This window comes from Psychromonas sp. Urea-02u-13, assembly GCF_002835995.1.
GTDB lineage: Bacteria > Pseudomonadota > Gammaproteobacteria > Enterobacterales > Psychromonadaceae > Psychromonas.
In genome coordinates this window covers 120,356-140,016 of record NZ_PJBZ01000039.1, presented here as the reverse complement: position 1 = coordinate 140,016, position 19,661 = coordinate 120,356, and the positions used below count along the sequence as shown (strand labels likewise).

The 19,661-nt window shown below is 40.4% G+C and carries 16 protein-coding genes; 8 read left to right on the top strand and 8 right to left on the bottom strand.

Annotated features, from left to right (window positions below; genetic code table 11):
* Nucleotides 1-65 precede the first annotated feature (65 nt).
* Complete coding sequence (locus CXF74_RS02860) at nt 66-1,583, top strand: sensor histidine kinase (RefSeq protein ID WP_101080890.1); 1,518 nt, start codon at nt 66-68, stop codon at nt 1,581-1,583.
* A 118-nt stretch (nt 1,584-1,701) separates the two neighbouring features.
* Here CXF74_RS02860 and CXF74_RS02855 read toward each other — a convergent pair whose 3' ends face one another.
* A complete protein-coding gene (locus tag CXF74_RS02855) occupies nt 1,702-2,274 on the bottom strand; it encodes a nucleoside triphosphate pyrophosphohydrolase family protein (RefSeq protein ID WP_101080889.1) in 573 nt (190 codons plus the stop codon).
* Nucleotides 2,275-2,421: 147 nt separating this feature from the next.
* Here CXF74_RS02855 and CXF74_RS02850 point away from each other — a divergent pair, with 147 nt between their 5' ends.
* Complete coding sequence (locus tag CXF74_RS02850; RefSeq protein ID WP_101080888.1) at nt 2,422-3,921, top strand: hypothetical protein; 1,500 nt, start codon at nt 2,422-2,424, stop codon at nt 3,919-3,921.
* The gene (locus CXF74_RS02845) at nt 3,911-4,132 is read left to right on the top strand and encodes a hypothetical protein (RefSeq protein ID WP_101080887.1); all 222 of its coding nucleotides are present in this window, start codon (nt 3,911-3,913) and stop codon (nt 4,130-4,132) included. The genes CXF74_RS02850 and CXF74_RS02845 overlap by 11 nt, the downstream gene beginning before the upstream one ends.
* Before the next feature lie 52 nt (nt 4,133-4,184).
* Here the strand turns inward: CXF74_RS02845 and CXF74_RS02840 are convergent, their stop codons facing one another.
* A complete protein-coding gene (locus tag CXF74_RS02840; RefSeq protein WP_101080886.1) occupies nt 4,185-5,027 on the bottom strand; it encodes a 23S rRNA (adenine(2030)-N(6))-methyltransferase RlmJ in 843 nt (280 codons plus the stop codon).
* A gap of 381 nt (nt 5,028-5,408) precedes the next feature.
* Between CXF74_RS02840 and CXF74_RS02835 the strand changes: the two genes are divergently transcribed.
* From CXF74_RS02835 to CXF74_RS02825, 3 genes are all read left to right on the top strand, one after another.
* Nucleotides 5,409-6,791 (top strand): MFS transporter, encoded by a 1,383-nt coding sequence (locus CXF74_RS02835; RefSeq protein ID WP_101080885.1) that lies wholly within the window; start codon nt 5,409-5,411, stop codon nt 6,789-6,791.
* Nucleotides 6,784-7,437 carry a single-stranded DNA-binding protein gene (gene ssb, locus CXF74_RS02830; RefSeq protein WP_101080884.1) on the top strand — a complete coding sequence of 218 codons (654 nt, stop codon included), beginning with the start codon at nt 6,784-6,786 and terminating at the stop codon, nt 7,435-7,437. The genes CXF74_RS02835 and ssb overlap by 8 nt, the downstream gene beginning before the upstream one ends.
* A gap of 942 nt (nt 7,438-8,379) precedes the next feature.
* Nucleotides 8,380-9,216 carry a hypothetical protein gene (locus CXF74_RS02825; protein ID WP_101080883.1) on the top strand — a complete coding sequence of 279 codons (837 nt, stop codon included), beginning with the start codon at nt 8,380-8,382 and terminating at the stop codon, nt 9,214-9,216.
* A gap of 1,048 nt (nt 9,217-10,264) precedes the next feature.
* Here the strand turns inward: CXF74_RS02825 and CXF74_RS02820 are convergent.
* Together CXF74_RS02820 and CXF74_RS02815 are read right to left on the bottom strand one after the other, a co-directional pair.
* On the bottom strand, nt 10,265-10,495 hold the full coding sequence (locus tag CXF74_RS02820) for a hypothetical protein (protein WP_101080882.1): 231 nt from the start codon (nt 10,493-10,495) through the stop codon (nt 10,265-10,267).
* Nucleotides 10,496-10,515: 20 nt separating this feature from the next.
* Complete coding sequence (locus CXF74_RS02815; protein ID WP_101080881.1) at nt 10,516-10,884, bottom strand: hypothetical protein; 369 nt, start codon at nt 10,882-10,884, stop codon at nt 10,516-10,518.
* A gap of 206 nt (nt 10,885-11,090) precedes the next feature.
* On the opposite strand from CXF74_RS02815, the gene CXF74_RS02810 reads away from it, so the two are divergent.
* Nucleotides 11,091-11,912, top strand: a complete 822-nt coding sequence (locus CXF74_RS02810; RefSeq protein ID WP_157822316.1) for a substrate-binding periplasmic protein — start codon at nt 11,091-11,093, stop codon at nt 11,910-11,912.
* A gap of 29 nt (nt 11,913-11,941) precedes the next feature.
* Here CXF74_RS02810 and ansA read toward each other — a convergent pair whose 3' ends face one another.
* Complete coding sequence (gene ansA, locus CXF74_RS02805; protein ID WP_101080879.1) at nt 11,942-12,949, bottom strand: asparaginase; 1,008 nt, start codon at nt 12,947-12,949, stop codon at nt 11,942-11,944.
* 148 nt (nt 12,950-13,097) lie between these two features.
* On the bottom strand, nt 13,098-15,017 hold the full coding sequence (locus CXF74_RS02800) for a RecQ family ATP-dependent DNA helicase (RefSeq protein WP_101080878.1): 1,920 nt from the start codon (nt 15,015-15,017) through the stop codon (nt 13,098-13,100).
* Between the two features lie 42 nt (nt 15,018-15,059).
* Between CXF74_RS02800 and CXF74_RS02795 the strand changes: the two genes are divergently transcribed.
* Complete coding sequence (locus CXF74_RS02795) at nt 15,060-15,773, top strand: tRNA-uridine aminocarboxypropyltransferase (protein WP_101080877.1); 714 nt, start codon at nt 15,060-15,062, stop codon at nt 15,771-15,773.
* Between the two features lie 492 nt (nt 15,774-16,265).
* Here CXF74_RS02795 and tuf read toward each other — a convergent pair whose 3' ends face one another.
* Nucleotides 16,266-17,450 carry an elongation factor Tu gene (gene tuf / locus CXF74_RS02790; protein WP_101080876.1) on the bottom strand — a complete coding sequence of 395 codons (1,185 nt, stop codon included), beginning with the start codon at nt 17,448-17,450 and terminating at the stop codon, nt 16,266-16,268.
* Between the two features lie 74 nt (nt 17,451-17,524).
* A complete protein-coding gene (gene fusA / locus CXF74_RS02785; protein ID WP_101080875.1) occupies nt 17,525-19,618 on the bottom strand; it encodes an elongation factor G in 2,094 nt (697 codons plus the stop codon).
* Between the last annotated feature and the right edge of the window lie 43 nt (nt 19,619-19,661).

Below are 19,661 nucleotides of genomic sequence, written 5' to 3'. Positions count from 1 at the left end.
CTAGCTATAAATAATGAAAGGAATTATGGTTTAGCCCCACTTGAGAAGAATAGACAATAAAAAATATGCCTACACTCAGTATTTTTGATAGCACCGATTTTGAAGAGGTTGATGATATTACTGATATCAAAAGCTTCTATCGCCTGCTGTATAACCTCAATCAAGCTACCTTATTAATGTCTCAGGCAAGTTCTGTGGATGATCTTTATCGTGTTGCAGTAGAGAGTGCGATTGAGTTATTAGAAATTGATCGCATCGGTATTTTATTAATCGATGAAGAGCACAAAGAGATCCAAGGAACATGGGGGACTGATGAAAAAGGCAATGTACATGCGGAGCATCGTTTAAGATCACCGGTGGTCGAAGAGTTCCGTAATATCATTAATAATCAGGGCAAAGTGTGTATTTGGCAGGACCAAGATCTCTATGAGTTCGATGCAGATCAAAAAGGCGGCACTTCTATTGTTGGTTTTGGCTGGAATGGCGCCATCGCGTTATGGGAAAACGACCAGCTTATTGGTTGGGTGGCCTGTGACAACCTGATAAATCACCAACCTTTCAAACGCTATATCTCGCATATTTTACGCCTCTTTGGATCCGTTATTAGTGAATATCGATTACGTTTCCTTGCCCAAGAAAAAGTGGAAAACCTCAATAAAACACTGGAACTAAAAGTACAAAAACGTACTAGTGAATTGCTAGCAGCACAAAATGAACTGCAGATAGCCAATCAAAATTTAGAGTTAAAAGTAAAACAACGCACTATTAGTCTAAAGGCGAACAATACTGAATTAGCCAATACCATAGAGCAATTAAAAAGCACACAAACAGAACTTCACCATGCGCAAGCTTACGTGGCCATGAATGACTTAGTGATAGGTATTGCCCACGAGGTGAATACACCACTCGGCTGTGCCATTACTGCTTCCTCACATTTTCTCTATGTCATAGAGGAAATAGAAAAGACAATATCTGCTAACCAAAATAGTCTACTCACCAATTTAATTAATAATGCCAAAGACGCAGGTACATTATTACAGCGAAACTTAGACAATACCGCTTCTTTAATCTCTGAATTTAAACGTTTATCAACACTTGATGTGGAATCTATTCCCGACGAAAAAATTAACTTACAGAAGTGGCTTAATAATATTCTACTGTGTGTATCAACCTATGAAGTGAATACTAAGAACCTGAATATTTACACCAATATTGATACCGATATTAGCGAAGTGATTATTCAGTCAGATGTATTTGTGCAGATTTTCCAAGAGTTATTACTCAATAGTTATCTACACAGTAATTGCGCTGAAGATAACCGTGTTCGAGTGACCTTAAAAATAGACCAACAACAACTGCTTATTTACATTGAAGACAATGGACAAGGCGTGCAAGAGGATATTAAAAAACGCATCTTTAACCCCTTTATGACCACCCTACGTTCATCGGGTCGAAAAGGCTTAGGCTTAAATGTGGTGTTTAATTTAGTGCACTTTTTATTACGCGGTAACTTAAGCTATTTTGATTCACAACTAGGCGGGGCTGGCTTTTTAATTAGTTGCCCGATTACATTACCCGAGTAAGCATAAATTTAAGAGCAATTCACCACGAAGGCACGAAGAGAAAAGAAGGTTGAAAGTCTTTTTCTTCGTGTTCTCTGTGTAACGCAGTGGCTTCGTGGTCGTCTTGCTTTGTTGGGCCTTATACTAGAGGCGCTAAATCTGCAGGACGGTAATACACTGATTTTAATACTTTACCCTGACGTACGATTTTTCCTTCCATCTGTACATCTTTAGCACACTTAGCAATAACAAAGTCGCCTTTAATACTATCCACAAGCTCTACACCTTGTTTAGCGTAAAATGCTTGTGTCTCTTGGTATTCAGCTTGGTTACGACAAACCTTACTCATATTACTCGCGTGTACTTCATTCCAACACGGTAAAAAGTTAATGTCTCGCTGCTTCGCGACATTTAAAAAAAGATCCAGTAAATAACTAATCGCGATATTATCCGCAACTTTGTTATGCCCAAGGTGCACTAAACGGCCCATTAATACATAAACACTATCTACAATCGCATCAGCTTGTTCTATTTTACAATCCGCTTCAGCAAGTTCTGTCAGTTCTTCAATAATTAAAGAGCTATGTAATTGATCCGCTTTTTCATCTAATGAATCCGCATCATTACACGGTAAATCAAAGGTTTCACGAAACTGGCTAATGTCGTTATAAAGATGGTCAAAAAGTGTTTGCGTAAGAAGTGAAAGTTGCATGAAAAAGCCTTTAATAATCAAGAAAAAAAGAGGAACTAAGTTAACAAAATTTGCCTGCGCCCGCCAGTATTCTATAGGTAAAAAAACACTCGCTTTTATGCTGTCAAATCAACCGGTTAATTATATACTAAAGAAAAGGGGGATAAATTGCGTAAATTTAAAGTTAAACAGCAGGAAAAATTAGCAATAAAACTGACCCACCAAGTTAAGCGTGGTGAATCCAAGCGCCTGGATCTTTATTTTTCTCTGCCTAAAGAGATGGGTATTAATAAAAATACGCTACCTGAAACTGAATATTTCAACGCGGCGATTAAAGGCCGACGTGCTTATTTTACCGAAGGGTTACACCTTCCTTTATTACATACCCGCTTTGCAAGCCGTATGAAACGCTCCCCCGAAGAATACAAAAGTAACCTTAATCTTTTTGCTTACCAATATATTGTGGCACTGGATACCGATACCGAAGAAACACTGAATATTGATGATAGCGAAGGCATGCGTGATTTTTATCATGCAGCCACTGATGTTACGGATCAATGTTTAACAATCCTGAAAAAGCATCGCTCTCATATACCTAGCGATGCAAAGCTATTGGCTATCTTTGAAAATGTAGACAATTACCTGTCATGGTATACCGAGCAGTCTATTCTGCGCATGTTAGCTAAAAAACCACGCCACTCAGAGTTTTCCGAAACACGTTTAGCCTTACTGGCTATCTGCGAAGAGGAAAGCAGTTACCGCAAAAAGAAAGCTTACAATACCGGCGCAACGCTCAGTGACGCGAACCGAATATCGAATAAAATGCGCTTGTTACGTCGCCTTATTGAATATGGGGTGATCTTTAAAAGCGATACACACGCACTTGGTAACATCACCCGTAAAGTGGTCACCGGTGTGGCAACGGCGTTGATCATGAGCGTGGTACTGATTTTAATCATCAAAACACAGGGTGCCTTTAGTAAATTAAGTGCCTTAATGATTTTTATCTTGGCGGTTATTTATGGCGTGCGTGAAGTTTTTAAAGACGACTTTAAAAATATGCTTTGGCGCTGGATTCGCAAAGGTAAACCCAAGTGGTCTCGTACCTTAAAAGACTCCACAAGCAAAAATGAGATAGCTACCCAACGCGTGTGGCTTGATTATATTAAGTCGACCAAATTACCCCCTCAAGCTATCGAGTTACTCGCGCAACGTCATACGCAAAACAAACAAAGCGCAGAGGTTTTACACTACCGTATCGAGACCAAGGTAAACACACAGGGCTTTCAAGCCGGTTATGATAGTTTAGATGAGACCATTTTATTTAGCTTACGCCCTTTTGCACGTTACTTAGAGCGTGGTACCGGTAAGGTTTATGAACAAAATACGCCGGATTCAAATCGAGAGAAGATTCAAAGCACTTCGATTGAACGTCGTTATCAAATTAATATTGTGGTTGCACTTGATCAAGGGCAATACATTGAAGAGTTCGAACGCTATAAAATAACGCTTAATCGATCCGGTATTATTGATATTGAAAAATCAGGCGAGGCGTCTAAAAAAGACCGTAGCAAATATGATCGTTATTCGAAATTGAAGAGTATTTTACACTTTAAAAAATATAACTTTAAAAACACCAAAAAAAAGAACACCGAAAATGACAAATAAAAAAGCAACTTACGCATTCTCAATGAAACGTTATTTAATCAGCCTATTATATTTGCTGTTATTAACGGTCAGCATTTCAGTGTTTGTTGATGACATTTCTCAGCAAACACTAATACAACTATTTTTCTTTATGGCGATGCTGACCTTAGTCTTACAATCTGTTATTGGTTTAATTGCAAACAGCTATCAGCGTAATAAAGACAAACATTAAGTTGAGCCTAGATAGGCTCACTTAATGCTGATTGAATAGGATAGTGGTTATCCTATTCGCCAGCTAACGTTTCAATGCGATAAAAACCTTTATCATCTTTTGCTAAGCTTTTAGCAAGAAATGGCAGTGAAGCCTGCATATCTTTTCTTAATGTCCAAGGCGGATTAATAACAATCATACCGCTTGATGTCATGCCTCTTTCACCCGAATCCGCTTCGATACCTAATTCATATAATTGAATATTTTTAATACCTGAATCCATCAACGCACGTTCCATTTTTTTAATGGCGATACGGTTAACAACTGGGTACCAAAGTGCATAGGTACCCGTTGCGAAACGTTTTACAGAATCGATTAAAGTATCAATCACTTCAGTATATTCAGTTTTAATCTCATAAGATGGATCAATTAAAATATAACCACGACGTTCTTTCGGCGGTAGATTAGCAACCAAACCTTGTAAGCCATCACTCTTAGACATTTTAATCTGTCTATCACCCGCAAAGTTTTCACGCATGCTAGTAAATTCATTTGGGTGTAACTCAAACAAGAACATACGGTCATCTTCACGTAACATTTGACGCGCGATGCTTGGCGAACCTGGGTAATGTTTCAATTGAGATTGAGCGTTAAACTCAACAACCTGCTCAACATAGTTAGCCACAGGTAAAGGTAAGTCTTTACGACCCCATAAACGTGTAATGCCGTTGTTAAACTCTTTCGTTTTTAATGCCTGTTCAGAGCTAAGCGAATATGCGCCACAACCAGCATGGGTATCTAAATAACAAAAAGGTTTATCTTTTTTAAGCATGTGATTCAAAATAGAAACAGAAACCGTGTGTTTTAATACATCGGCAAAATTACCTGCGTGAAAAGAGTGGCGATAGCTAAGCATAGGTTGATCCCAAAACAAAAATAATAAGCGCAGTATAATGAATTTTTTGTAATAGTGTTAAATATACCCATGATACTTCAAGGTGCAAAGTCAGTAATACAAATTGTGCCGAAATACTAGGCATAAAATTGAAGTATAGTTAGCCTACATCGAAATTTTATAACGACGTAGATTGGTGCAAGTTGTCTTGCCCTTCGGGGCGCGAGCTCCTTATTCTGCAACCATGACAGTCCCGCGTTACAACACTCAAAAAGTGAATAACAATTACCTCATATTGTGCCTTGACCTGCTCTACGAGCTCGCGCCTGACAAAGCTCCTTGAGGTAACATGGGTATGTGTTACTATCTTCGCCCAAATTATTTTGCAGACCTGGAACATTTATGCACGTTGATTCCCTTAATCCACTGGAAAAACGCACCGCAATATCACTGTCATTAGTCTTTGCTTTACGCATGCTTGGTCTGTTTATGATCATGCCGGTATTTGCCATTTATGGGCAAGACTTGGTCGGCTACTCACCAATGTGGGTGGGCCTTGCGATTGGTGCATACGGCTTAACACAAGCACTATTACAGATTCCAGCCGGTATGCTCTCTGATAAATATGGTCGTCGTCCGATTATCTACATTGGCCTGTTTATTTTTGCGCTAGGTAGTTTAGTCGCAGCTTATTCAGAAAGTGTTTATGGCGTAACATTAGGCCGTGCATTACAAGGCGCAGGGGCAATAGCCAGTGCCGTACTTGCATTAGCTGCCGATGTTACCCGCGAAGAACAACGCCCTAAAGCAATGGGCATGATTGGTATTAGTATTGGCCTAGCCTTTGCGGTATCAATGGTCGCAGGCCCCGTTCTTGCGCCTATCATCGGCTTGAAGGGCTTGTTTTTAATCACCGCCCTTGGCGCCTTGACAGGCATCGCGATTGTGCACTTTATGGTGCCACATATTGTAACCAAAGCCCCACGAGGTGAAACCGTTGCCATACCCGCGCTACTTGGTCAGTTAGCAAAAAATCCACAGTTATTACGTTTGAACTTAGGCATCTTCATTTTACATATGGCATTAACAGCCATGTTTATCTCGTTGCCGTTACAGTTGCAATCCATGCACCTTGCACCACAAAACCATTGGCACCTTTATCTTCCTGCACTATTAATATCATTTATATTAATTATCCCGATGATCATCGTGGCAGCCAAAAAAGAAAAAAACAAACAGTTTTATCTGTTTGCGATTTTACTGATGGCAAGCAGCTTAGTGGCGATGGCGCTTACTGAACAATCACTTACCATGATGTTTTTCTGTGTATTATTATACTTTACTGCCTTTAACTTTTTAGAGGCGTCACTACCCGCATTTATTTCCATGCTTTCTCCTGCTGGCGCAAAAGGCAGTGCAATGGGGATCTATAGCACGTATCAATTTTTAGGCGCATTTTTTGGTGGTATCTTAGGGGGTGTTTCCTATAAACTACTCGGTAATAGTGGCCTATTTCTATTTTTAGCGAGCTTAATGTTAGTTTGGTTTTTTATCTCATGGGGTATGCAAAACCCAAGTAAAATTCGCACACATACATTAACCGCAACCATTAAAAATGAACGTCATGCAACGCAGTTAACTGAGCAGTTGATTGATTTGCATGGCGTGTTAGAAGTTGTAATAATTATTGAAGAGCAGACTGTTTATATTAAGGTAAATAATAAAATATTTGCCCTACAAGCAGCCAAACAAATTTTAGTTCAAGCGGAGAGAAAAGATGTTTAACCGTAGTGTAAACAAAGTTGTATTAGTGGGTAACCTAGGTAAAGATCCTGAGATGCGTTACATGCCAAATGGTAATGCGGTAGCAAATTTTTCAATCGCAACCACTGAGAGCTGGAAGAACAAGCAAACAGGCGAATACGAAAATCAAACTGAATGGCATAACCTAACGGTATATGGCAAGTTCGGCGAAATGTGTGGCCAATACCTTAAAAAAGGCGCAAAAGTTTACGCTGAAGGTAAATTGAAAACACGTAAATGGCAGGATAAAACCACTGGCCAAGATAAATACGCGACAGATATCATCGTTTCTGAATTACAAATGATGGATTCAAATAACAGCGGTCAAGGTGGACAACAGTTCCAAGGCGGACAAAACCAGCAGTTCCAAGGTGGCGGTCAGCAGCAACAACAAGCACCACAGCAACAAGCACAACAGTCTTGGGGTAATGCTCCGCAACAGCAAGCAGCACCACAAATGGCGCCACAGGCTCCAGCATACCAAGCAGCACCACAGCAAGCTCCTGCACCACAGCAAGCTCCTGCGCCACAACAAGCGCCTGCTCCACAGCAGCAACAGCAAGCTCCTCAAGCGCCAGCTCAATATAACGAGCCATCAATGGACTTTGATGACGATATCCCGTTTTAGATCGGAATATTTAAGCGTTAAAAAAACCAGCCTTGTGCTGGTTTTTTTGTTTCTGGGGATAAAAGAGCACTCAGCTGTTAGCTATCGGTTGTTAGCTATCAGCTGTCAGTAAAATCAAACACAAACCGTCATTCCCGAATTGTTTTATCGGGAATCTCAGTACAGATAGAACTGTCAACTGTCAGTAAAATCAAAACAAAAAACTGTCATTCCCGAGTTGTTTTATCGGGAACCTCAGCACAGATAGAATCGTCAACTGTCAGTAAAATCAAACACAAACCGTCATTCCCGAGTTGTTTTATCGGGAATCTCAGCACGGATAGAGTCGTCAACTGTCAGTAAAATCAAACACAAACCGTCATTCCCGAATTGTTTTATCGGGAATCTCAGCACGGATAGAATCTGTCACTGTCAGTAAAATCAAACACAAACCGTCATTCCCGAGTTGTTTTATCGGGAATCTCATCACAGATAGAGTCGTCAACCGTCAGTAAAATCAAAACACACACCGTCATTCCCGAATTGTTTTATCGGGAATCTCATTGTGGTTAGAACGGTATAATTAATAGCTCGTCTTCACTCATCCAGTCGGATAATTAAATTGGATTATGCAGTTTTCGCCTTTTGAGCGAGTAGTGGATGAACAACCGAAACGCAGTTTCGCAGTGTGAAGTAGCAAGATTCTTTGAACGGATAAAGAAAACAGAACCAAAAGAAATCCGCCCATGACGTTTTCTAATCTTGTCCAATCTATCACTTCTAAACGCATCGATTCAAACAGTAAACCCATGCACTGTTTTTAACCTACCAGCCAACAAGGACACGCATAAGTTCTGCTGTACTTTATTTGTGCGGTATTTACTATATGATGCAGAGTAGATTAGTGTATGTCCTCTAGTACAATATTTTATGATCATAAATAATAGGAATTAAGGGCAATGAGTGCAAGAAAATACTAGTAAAAAAAAATCTGATTTTAAACGAGTTATTGTGGGATTTATTGTTGTAGCAACAGCCCCTTTTTTATACGTCTATTACTTGTTTCTTTCTCACTTCAATGGTGCTGTTAGTAATGAACAAGGCGATTGGGGAGCGATTGGCAGTTTTGTAGGTGGCACACTGGGCCCTGTATATGCATTTTTAGCCTTACTTGCTTTGTTATATACAATCTACCTTCAACTTGAAGAGCTAAGATTAACTCGAGAAGAGTTACAAGCTACGAAAGAAGAGTTAAAACGTTCCGCAACAGCTCAAGAAGCTAGTCAAGAGAGCATGAAATTACAAAGCCAGTTAATGCAAAAACAGGGGGATATTGTTAAACAGCAACAGTTTGAAAGTACTTTTTTTAATTTGCTAAGTGTTAGCGAGCGCAGGTTGCAAAATCTAACAATAAGTCGCACAGACCAAAGAGATTCTGATATTGGAACTTTATGTACTTATTCATTCCACAACTCCCCAGATATATTGCACACATTAGACAATTTAGAACGCTTAAAGGCTAACGAGAGGTGTTATGAAGCATTAATTGAAAGTACCTCTATTGTATCGGAAGTATTAAACTTCATTAGAAATAGCCATTATAACGTTGAACATGACCTCCTATCGATAAATGAAGCTCGTTACGCAAGTATTTTAAAATCCACCTTCCCAGGAGGTTATTTAGAAATGCTTTATATCAGCACAGAATTAGAAGAAGATACTGAACTTAAAAATTTAATTAGCAGATATAGCTATTTTGACGACAATAGATTGAAAATTCCCGCATTATTAGATCCGTAACTAAAGGATCAGAGATTTTGCCTTTTCCTAGTAAACAACACAACAAATGGAATGAGCTAGCCGAACTGCAAATTTATAATTTAAATAAAATAAGATTCCCGATAAAACAACTCGGGAATGACGGGTGGCATAACTAGGAATCACGAGGGGACACTGCACAACATGGCTGCGCGGATCCCCTTCCATTTTTCTTGCTAAGGTATGGCAGATTTAGTAATGACTGACAGGACGTCAGTCGTAAGCTCAGTCAGCACAAGGACGTGCTGTTTGAGCTGGTGCGCTTAAATCTGCTAGACCGTGCGAGATTAAAAAATGGCAGGGGCGGCATTTCCTTTGGTTACTTTCCTTTCGCCGTTTAAAGGAAAGTAACTCGCTCAAAAGGCGAAAACTACAAAACCTAAGTTAAACCACTGACTGGATGAACGCAGACGAACAGCTTTCTGCGTGGCTACAAATTATGGCGCTTAGCCGATCTGAGATTCCCGATAAAACAACTCGGGAATGACGAGTGGCATAACTTGGGAATGACGAGGTGACACCGCATAACGTGGCTGCGCGGATCCCCTTCCATTTTTCTTGCTAAGGTATGGCAGATTTAGCAATGACTGACAGGACGTCAGTCGTAAGCTCAGTCAGCACAAGGATGTGCTGTTTGAGCTGGTGCGTGTAAATCTGCTAGACCGTGCGAGATTAAAAAATGGCAGGGGCGGCATTTCCTTTGGTTACTTTCCTTTCGCCGTTTAAAGGAAAGTAACTCGCTCAAAAGGCGAAAACTACAAAACCTAAGTTAAACCACTGACTGGATGAGCGCAGACGAACAACTTTCTGCGTGGCTACAAATTATGGCGCTTAGCCGAACTGAGATTCCCGATAAAACAACTCGAGAATGACGGGGGGCATAACTTGAGAGTGATGAGCGCAGACGAACAGCTTTCTGCGTGGCTACAAATAATGTCGCTTAACCAAACTAAGATTCCCGATAAAACAACTCGGGAATGACGGAGGGCATAACTTGGGAATGACTAAGAGGACAACAGGAAAGCTACAATCAGTTCAGCATGGCTGTTTTGGCACTTTTAGATTGGCTTTCCATCGGGGCTTTTCGGTGACTACCGCTCACACTAAGATCTATATTATCGAGGGCGAAACGGGCAACACTGTTATCAATATCATCAACATAAACAGCATTAATTAATAATTCATGCATATTTTGAAATTTCTCACCTAATTCAATACGTGTTAACGCTTCGGAAATAACAAACTGCTCCTCCTTAATCACCTCGCCTTCGCTGTTTAGCGCTAATAATGAAATACTAAACTCACCATCATGATCATAAATTTTCCGATATCAAAGGCGTGTAAATCGAAGTCCTGTTTTTCTTTATGTTTTATGGCAATACCCGGCAAACAACTATTACTGCCAAAGTCGATGGATAAGAAATTCTCATTATTATTGCTGTCGCCCAAATTAGCTGCGATTTTGAAATCGTAATAAAAGAGTGATCCTCCTTTAAAATAACGACTCGCTTTAAATTCAAATTCCTGTGATGAGTAAGGTTTATAATTAAATTCTTTGCCGACCACGAGATCTTCAAAATCAACCCACTCGGCACTCGCTAAAGAACAGAAGAATAACATTGAGGTTATTACAGCACCTTTAAATTTCATAACAGCCCTTTTACTTAGATTTAACAATAACATTGAGAATAATCAACAAGTCATCAACAACATCAAAATAAAAGCAACAATAACTATTGGTTCAGCAACTAAATTTAATCTACATGATCCCCTTACCACTTATCTACTCTGCTGATAGACATTTTAGAATGTCGCGATTACCCTCGGTTTTTGTTTGTAACATCAAAAGGAATTCCATGTTAAAACTTCAGCAAAAAATCACCTTCATGCCCCTGTTTATTAGCTTAGTATTGTCGCTATTTTGTAGCCAAGTTGTTAGCGCAACAAATAGTACCTTTGAGCGAATTAAAAAAGACGGCGTATTACTGGTAGGTATGTCAGGCGAGCAACCACCTTTTAACTTTGTTTCAAATCTTGAAACTGTTATTGGTTATGATGTTGATCTCACCACTGCCCTTGCAAAATCAGTGGGTGCAGAAGTACGTATTGAATTAATGCCTTTTTCTGAACTCATGGAAGCATTAGAAGATAGAAAAATAGATATCATCATTTCAGGTTTTGCTTTTACTGAAGAACGTAGCAAAGAGATCACCTTTGTTGGACCTTATGCGCTTTCTGGAAAGTCACTGTTAATCACTAAAAAACGATTAAAAGAGATAAAAGCATCAACCGGTTTTAATCATGAAAAAGTGCATTTAATGGCGCTTGAAAACTCAACCAGTAAAACCTTGGCGGAGAATCGTTTAGAAAAAGCGAAATTAACCACCATTAAACATTACGAAGATGCGTTAATGGCATTACGTTCGGGTGAAGCAGATGCGTTGGTTGCGGATTTAGCGATATGTGAACTTGCTGTTATTCGTGAGACTGCAAAGGAGCTAACAACATTACAAAAGCCTTTAGCAGTCGAAGAGATAGGTCTTGCGATAAAGAAAGATGAACCGCTTTTAGAGGCTCATTTATCTGCGCAACTACGCAAATTAAGTAAATCAGGCGCGCTCAAAGAGTTGCATAACAAATGGTTTAACAGCCCAGGCTGGTTAGAGTTGCTACCATAGATCAGTAGCAACATTATGGGGGGAGTTAGTTAGCCTAACTCTCCTCTTAAATCACGTTGAAATAACGTCACCAATTCTTTATACGGTAACGATTGGCTCAACAAATAATACAATTTTGCTATCACGGTTTCTGTGGTCATATCCGCACCACTAATCACACCCGCTTCACTCAATGCATGTCCTGTTGCATAACCCTGCATATTAACCGCCCCTTTTAAACATTGACTACAGTTAACAATGACAATGCCTCGTTCACTGGCACGTTTTAACGTATCCAATAATTGTTCGTCTTGCTGTGCGTTACCCACGCCATAGGTCAATATTACCAATGCCTGTAATGGGCTTTTTAATAGGTTATCTAATACCAGCCAATTCAACCCTGGAAACAAATGTAATATAGCGATCGATTGCACTTTAATTGAATGCACTTTTAGCGCTTCTTTAGGCATTACATTAGGTAATTTACTGAGTTTTTTAATCTCAATACCCGCTTCTAACAGTGGCGCAACATTAGGTGATACAAAGGCATCAAACCCATCGGCATATTGCTTAGTGGTGCGATTCCCTCTGAATAACTGATTATTAAAGAATAGGCAGACTTCGTTAATAGGATGATGCGCGGCAATATAAAGCGAATTGAGCAGATTAATACGTGCGTCTGTGCGTAATTGAGAAAGTGGAATCTGCGAGCCGGTAATAATAATCGGCTTAGTTAAATTTTCAAAAACAAAAGACAACGCAGAGGCGGTGTAAGACATAGTATCTGTGCCATGCAATACGATGAAACCATCAAAAGCGTCGTAGTTTTCCTCTATATCATGCGCGATAGTTTGCCAAACTTCAGGCGAAACATTAGCTGAATCAATCAAAGGTGAATATTCGTTAATCACAAACTCAGGCATATCATCATGATAAAAATCGGGCATATTAGCGATAGTTTCAGTTAAATAACCTTCAACAGGCACAAAGCCCGATGCCGAAGGTTTCATGCCGATAGTACCGCCCGTGTAAGCGATATAAATACGTTTTTTCATCATTTTTGCCTATTCAATTATTTTCGCTAAGAGTATGGACTAAATCTCACGATTACATTGCGCTAAATTAATATTTTTTCATCATTTAACACAGCGGAATTATCACTAACAAAGCAACTCAATATGCGAGCAAAAATCAGCCTCTTATTGTTTAGCTGACGCTTGTCCCGTTTTCTTGGACCCAATGTAATACCTCGCCAAAACGATACTTTTCTAACGTCGCAAAACCGGGTAATTGACGTACCTTTAAACGTGTAAATATTGGTGTGGTTAAGCCACATAAAAAACGCGCCAGTAGAGCATCACTTTTATGCTTACCTAGCTTGTCTGATATTTGCCCTGTTAATTGCACAAAATCATAATCAACTAATGGCATTAACCCTTCTCGCTCAGGGAAAGTGGTGATCGCGCCAGCACAAACACTGCAGTGACCGCAGGGTTGTTGTAAATTGGCATCAGAAAAATAATAAGCCAATTGCCAGTTAAGGCAGCTTTTGCTAGCAAAAAAGTCTAATAAAAAATGAATACGAGTAATCTCACTCTGCTCTTTATCACTAAAGCGTTGTGCTAATTTTCCCGCTAAATCTGGCGAAATGCGTTCCTGAAAGGTTTTATACACATTAGTCATCTGCTTGGTTTGAAGCTCCATTAACCCTTGTTGATCCAAGTAATCAAGGGCACTCACCACACGGCTACGATCACTCGGATAGAAGTTTTGTAATTTATCAAAGTTTACCGAGGCCCATGTCCGTGCTTTATCTGAACTTTGTAGAACTGCTTGTACAAAATGGTAACGCTCTTCTTTAAAGCGCCCTAACAGCTCAGTTTCAGGTACTAATAATTTGTATTTATACTCCGCGTAATAACTGTAAGCAGGCTTTAACACGTCTTCTAATTCTAAATATACCAACAAGGTTTTTAACGCCAGTAAACGAATGTTCGACAGGCTAGACAAACTATTCATCAAGACTTCCCAGTTCCCACCACTGTTGACCACTTCATTGATAATATAATCAATCGCACTTGGCTCTGGGGTATCACTGTAAACAAAGTTTTCTAAGACATTAAGGTTGTCTTTATTGGCCAATACTAAACATTCAGCTGATTGACCATCTCGCCCTGCGCGACCAATCTCCTGCGCGTAGTTCTCTATCGATTTAGGCAAATCGTAATGCACTACAAAACGAATATCACTTTTATCAATACCCATACCAAAGGCAATGGTGGCGACAATCAGTTGTAATTCACCAGACATAAAACGCTGTTGAATATCCGTACGTTGCTCACTAGGCATACCTGCATGATATGCCTGTGCGTAAATACCCGCACTTGTAAGCGCTTTTGCAACGCGCTCTGTCGTTTGTTGCAAGGTAACGTAAACAATGCCTGCAGACTGCTTTTTAGGCTCAAGCCAGGGCACTAAATGGCCCATCTTATTCGCTTCAGTCGTGCCAACCACCGAAAGGTTAAGATTACTACGATAAGAGCCTGTCACTGTAATGTTCTGTTTATCGATGGAAAATTTACTGGCCATATCCTCGATCACTTGAGTGGTCGCAGTTGCTGTTAATAATAAGACTTGTTGAATATTGAATTCTTGGCGATAAAAAGCGAGTTTGAGGTAATCGGGGCGGAAATTATGTCCCCATTCAGAAATACAATGCGCTTCATCCACCACTAGCAAAGAGATAGGGACTTGTTTTAAGAATTGACGGAAACGTTCGCTATTCAGTCGCTCAACGGAGATGAATAATATTTTAATCTCACCATCCGCAACGGCTTTATAAACAGCAGAAGACTCTGCCGCGCTTTGCATCGATTGAATGCTGGCAGCTGCTATGCCTTTTTTACGTAAAAAATCGAGTTGATCTTGAATCAAGGCAAGTAATGGGGAAACCACCAAAGTAAGGTGAGGCAACTGTAAAGCCGGTAATTGGTAACACAGTGATTTCCCTGAACCCGTGGGGAAGATAGCGGCGGCACTCTGCCCATTTAACAAAGCCGAAATAACAGGCTCTTGGCCCTTGCGAAACTCACTGAATCCAAAATATTGCTGTAATAAGTTTTTCATTACTTTACCCTGTATAACTAAATTTTAAAAAATGATAATACGATGCGAATCCATGCTCTACATAAACTTTACGATTTACGTTTAAGCCAATCAACACGCCCATTTTTAGCGCGAGGAGGCCGTATAACACGCTGTGTAAATTGCATGTTATTACCTTACCTTTGTATTTGCCCGCTTAAAAAAACGGCTCAAACTAACAGTGCGTTTTTACTGCTGATGTATGATGATGAAATTTTGAAGCCAAGTAATACAGGGCGATTAATTGCTGACTTAGTGCCAGATACCTTTGCTTATATTTGGTCTCGTACTGAGCCAAACAGCGACATGCTCGCCTTATTAAATGATCCTCAGTGGCAACCTATGGTGATATTTCCTGCTGAGTATAGCGAACCTGAACGTCTAATTAACAAAGACAATAATCCTATCTCAGGAAAAAAACCACTGTTTATCTTATTAGATGGTAGTTGGGCACAAGCAAAAAAAATGTTCCGTAAAAGTCCTTATTTGGACAGCCTACCGGTTCTTTCTTTTTCGCCTGAAAACATCTCACGCTATTTAGTGCGAAAAGCCGTAAAAGATAATCAACTTGCGACAGCAGAAGTAGCCGCACTGGCATTGGAATATATTGGGGAAACAAAAAACGCGGCGCAACTCGCGTTGCTTTTTGAAGTGTTCAAAGAGAATTACCTATTAGGTAAAGAACGTAAACAACTGCCTACAGATGCGAGTTATTATAAGCTGAAATCAAACGACTAAAGCTACGAGTAGCGAGCTAATAGCGACGAAAAGCTTGTTGTCGAAGCTCGAAGTTACTAAAGCTACGAGTAGCGAGCTAATAGCGACGAAAAGCTTGTTGTCGAAGCTCGAAGTTACTAAAGCTACGAGTAGCGAGCTAATAGCGACGAAAAGCTTGTTGTCGAAGCTCGAAGCTAATACTCTCGAAGCTTTTACTTTTCTATAGACCCAAAAAAGAGCGCCTAAGCGCTCTTTCTAATATTGTTCTAAATTAAAGAGTAATTATTACTCGATGATTTTAGGAACAACACCAGCACCTACCCTGTTTATGGCATAGCGCCACCTGCAACAGCTACGAGCAACGAGTTAATAGCTACGAAAACAAAGCTATCAATCCATAACCTGTTTTCGAAGCTCGAAGCTAATGTTCTCGAAGCTTTTACTTTTCTATAGACCAAAAAAAAGAGCGCCTAAGCGCTCTTTCTAATATTGTTCTAAACTAAAGAGTAATTATTACTCGATGATTTTAGAAACAACACCAGCACCTACAGTACGGCCACCTTCACGGATAGCAAAACGTAGACCTTCATCCATTGCGATTGGACCGATTAGGTCAACAACGAATTTAAGGTTATCACCAGGCATAACCATTTCTACGCCTTCAGGTAATTCAACAGCACCAGTAATATCCGTAGTACGGAAGTAGAACTGTGGACGGTAACCTTTAAAGAAAGGAGTGTGACGACCACCCTCATCTTTACTTAGGATGTACACTTCACCTTCAAACTTAGTATGAGGAGTGATTGAACCAGGCTTAGCTAGAACTTGACCACGTTCGATTTCTTCACGTTTAGTACCACGTAAAAGAACACCAACGTTTTCGCCAGCACGACCTTCGTCAAGAAGTTTACGGAACATTTCAACACCAGTACATGTAGTCTTAGTAGTGTCTTTAAGGCCGATGATTTCAACTTCTTCACCAACTTTAACGATACCACGTTCAACACGACCAGTTACAACAGTACCACGACCTGAAATTGAGAAAACATCTTCAATTGGTAGGATGAATGGTTTGTCGATATCACGTTCTGGAAGAGGAATGTAAGTATCTAGAGCTTCTGCAAGTTCAAGAATCTTAGCTTCCCATTCTGGTTCGCCTTCAAGTGCTTTAAGAGCAGAACCTTGAATTACAGGTAAGTCATCACCTGGGAAGTCATATTCAGAAAGAAGTTCACGAACTTCCATTTCTACTAGCTCAAGAAGCTCTTCATCATCAACCATGTCACATTTGTTCATGAAAACAACTAAATGTGGAACACCAACTTGACGTGAAAGCAGGATGTGCTCACGAGTTTGTGGCATAGGGCCGTCTGTTGCAGCAACAACAAGAATACCACCATCCATTTGTGCAGCACCAGTGATCATGTTTTTAACGTAATCGGCATGTCCTGGGCAATCTACGTGTGCGTAATGACGTGATTCAGTGTCATATTCAACGTGAGATGTAGAGATAGTGATACCACGTTCGCGCTCTTCAGGAGCGTTATCGATAGATGCAAAATCTTTAGCTTCGCCGCCGTTTGCTTTCGCAAGAACGTTAGTGATAGCAGCTGTTAGAGTTGTTTTACCGTGATCGACGTGGCCAATTGTACCAACGTTTACATGCGGTTTATTACGTTCAAATTTTTCTTTAGACACAGTGTGTACCTTCTTATTCAGTTAATACCTATCCACGTGCGATCACATGGAGAGGCGATAGTTTAGTTTATTTTTTATTTCGCTTCAATAATTGCGTTAGCTATTTTTTTAGGCGCATCACCATATTCCAGGAATTCCATAGAATAGGATGCTCGTCCTTGCGTTGCAGAGCGTAATGCAGTGGCATAACCAAACATTTCTGCAAGCGGTGCTTTAGCATGCACGATTTTAACGCCACCAGGGCCATCGTCCATACCTTCAATCATACCGCGACGACGATTAATGTCGCCCACAACATCACCCATCCAGTTATCTGGAGTGGTAATTTCAACTTTCATCATTGGCTCAAGTATTGTTGCATCAGCTTTTAATGCACCATCTCTGAAACCTAACATCGCTGCAACTTTAAATGACATTTCTTGCGAATCTGTTTCGTGGTATGAACCACCAATCAGCGTTGCACGAATATCAAGCATTGGATAACCGGCTAACACACCTTGGTTCATTTGCTCTTCACAGCCTTTGTTAATAGCAGGAAAGTATTCTTTTGGAATACATTTATCTGTTATCTCATTAACAAATTCAAAACCCGCACCCGCTTCAAGCGGTTCAAGTTTGAGAATGACGTGGCCATATTGGCTCGGTCCTTCGCCTTGACGAATAAATTTACCTTCGATCTCAACCGTTTTACGGATGGTCTCACGGTATGCAACTTGTGGTGTACCCACGTTACAGTTAACACTAAACTCACGGCGCATACGATCTACGATAATATCTAGGTGAAGCTCACCCATGCCAGAGAGTAGTATTTGTCCAGTATCTTCATTCGTTTCAACACGGAATGAAGGATCTTCTGCGGCTAATTTCTCAAGCGCGATACTCAGTTTGTCTTGGTCGACCTTCGTTCGAGGTTCAACCGCAATCTGAATGACCGGTTCAGGAAATTCCATACGCTCAAGGATCACTTTATGATCAGCATGGCATAACGTATCACCCGTAGTAACATCTTTAAGGCCGATTGCAGCAGCGATATCGCCGGCGCGCACCTCTTTGATCTCATTACGGTCATTGGCATGCATCTGTACGATACGGCCAAAACGTTCACGTTTCTGTTTTACTGAGTTATAAACATGATCACCTGAATTAACAACACCAGAATAAACGCGCATAAACGTCAACGTTCCCACGAATGGGTCAGTTGCAATTTTAAATGCAAGCGCTGCAAAAGGTGCGTTATCGTCAGCTGGACATTCGATCTCATTTTCACGTTCGTCGATGCCTTTAATAGCAGCGACTTCCGTAGGAGATGGCAAGAAATCAATCACTGCATCAAGGACTGCTTGTACGCCTTTATTTTTAAAAGCACTACCACATGTCGCTAATACAATTTCATTGTTTAACGTACGTTGACGTAAACCCTGTTTGATCTCTTCGATAGAAAGCTCACCTTCTTCAAGGTACTTTTCCATCAATTCATCGTTAGCTTCTGCAGCTGTTTCAACGAGCTCTTCATGTAACTCTTCAGCACGTTCCAAGTAATCAGCAGGAATATCGTGATATTCAAACGTCATACCTTGGTCGGCTTCAGACCAATTAATTAACTTCATCTTAATGAGGTCAATTACACCGCTAAACTCATCTTCTGCACCAACATTCAAATGAATGGGTACACAATTTGCGCCTAAGCGTTCACGAATTTGCTCAACAACTGCTTCAAAATCAGCGCCTGTTCTGTCCATCTTGTTTACAAATACAATGCGCGGAACGCCGTATTTGTTCGCTTGACGCCAAACAGTTTCTGATTGAGGCTCTACACCCGATGAACCACAAAATACAACAACAGCACCATCAAGTACACGTAACGAACGTTCAACTTCAATCGTGAAGTCTACATGTCCCGGTGTATCAATGATGTTGATGCGGTGTTTAGCAAACTGACCTTCCATACCAGACCAGAATGTAGTCGTCGCAGCAGACGTGATAGTGATACCACGCTCCTGTTCCTGTTCCATCCAGTCCATTGTTGCTGCACCGTCATGCACCTCACCAATTTTGTGAGATAGACCAGTGTAGAACAAAATACGTTCAGTCGTTGTTGTTTTTCCCGCATCGACATGAGCAACGATTCCGATATTTCGGTATTGCTCAATAGCTGTTGTACGTGCCAATCTGATGTCCTTTAAATACTAAAAGTAATTTTTTTAAAGCAAA

Coding starts and splice junctions, on each gene's coding strand:
- CXF74_RS02860 (WP_101080890.1), top strand. CDS start 66: ATGCCTACACTCAGTATTTTTGATAGCACCGATTTTGAAGAGGTTGAT.
- CXF74_RS02855 (WP_101080889.1), bottom strand. CDS start 2,274: ATGCAACTTTCACTTCTTACGCAAACACTTTTTGACCATCTTTATAAC.
- CXF74_RS02845 (WP_101080887.1), top strand. CDS start 3,911: ATGACAAATAAAAAAGCAACTTACGCATTCTCAATGAAACGTTATTTA.
- CXF74_RS02840 (WP_101080886.1), bottom strand. CDS start 5,027: ATGCTTAGCTATCGCCACTCTTTTCACGCAGGTAATTTTGCCGATGTA.
- CXF74_RS02835 (WP_101080885.1), top strand. CDS start 5,409: ATGCACGTTGATTCCCTTAATCCACTGGAAAAACGCACCGCAATATCA.
- ssb (WP_101080884.1), top strand. CDS start 6,784: ATGTTTAACCGTAGTGTAAACAAAGTTGTATTAGTGGGTAACCTAGGT.
- CXF74_RS02815 (WP_101080881.1), bottom strand. CDS start 10,884: ATGAAATTTAAAGGTGCTGTAATAACCTCAATGTTATTCTTCTGTTCT.
- CXF74_RS02810 (WP_157822316.1), top strand. CDS start 11,091: ATGTTAAAACTTCAGCAAAAAATCACCTTCATGCCCCTGTTTATTAGC.
- ansA (WP_101080879.1), bottom strand. CDS start 12,949: ATGATGAAAAAACGTATTTATATCGCTTACACGGGCGGTACTATCGGC.
- CXF74_RS02800 (WP_101080878.1), bottom strand. CDS start 15,017: ATGAAAAACTTATTACAGCAATATTTTGGATTCAGTGAGTTTCGCAAG.
- CXF74_RS02795 (WP_101080877.1), top strand. CDS start 15,060: ATGCGAATCCATGCTCTACATAAACTTTACGATTTACGTTTAAGCCAA.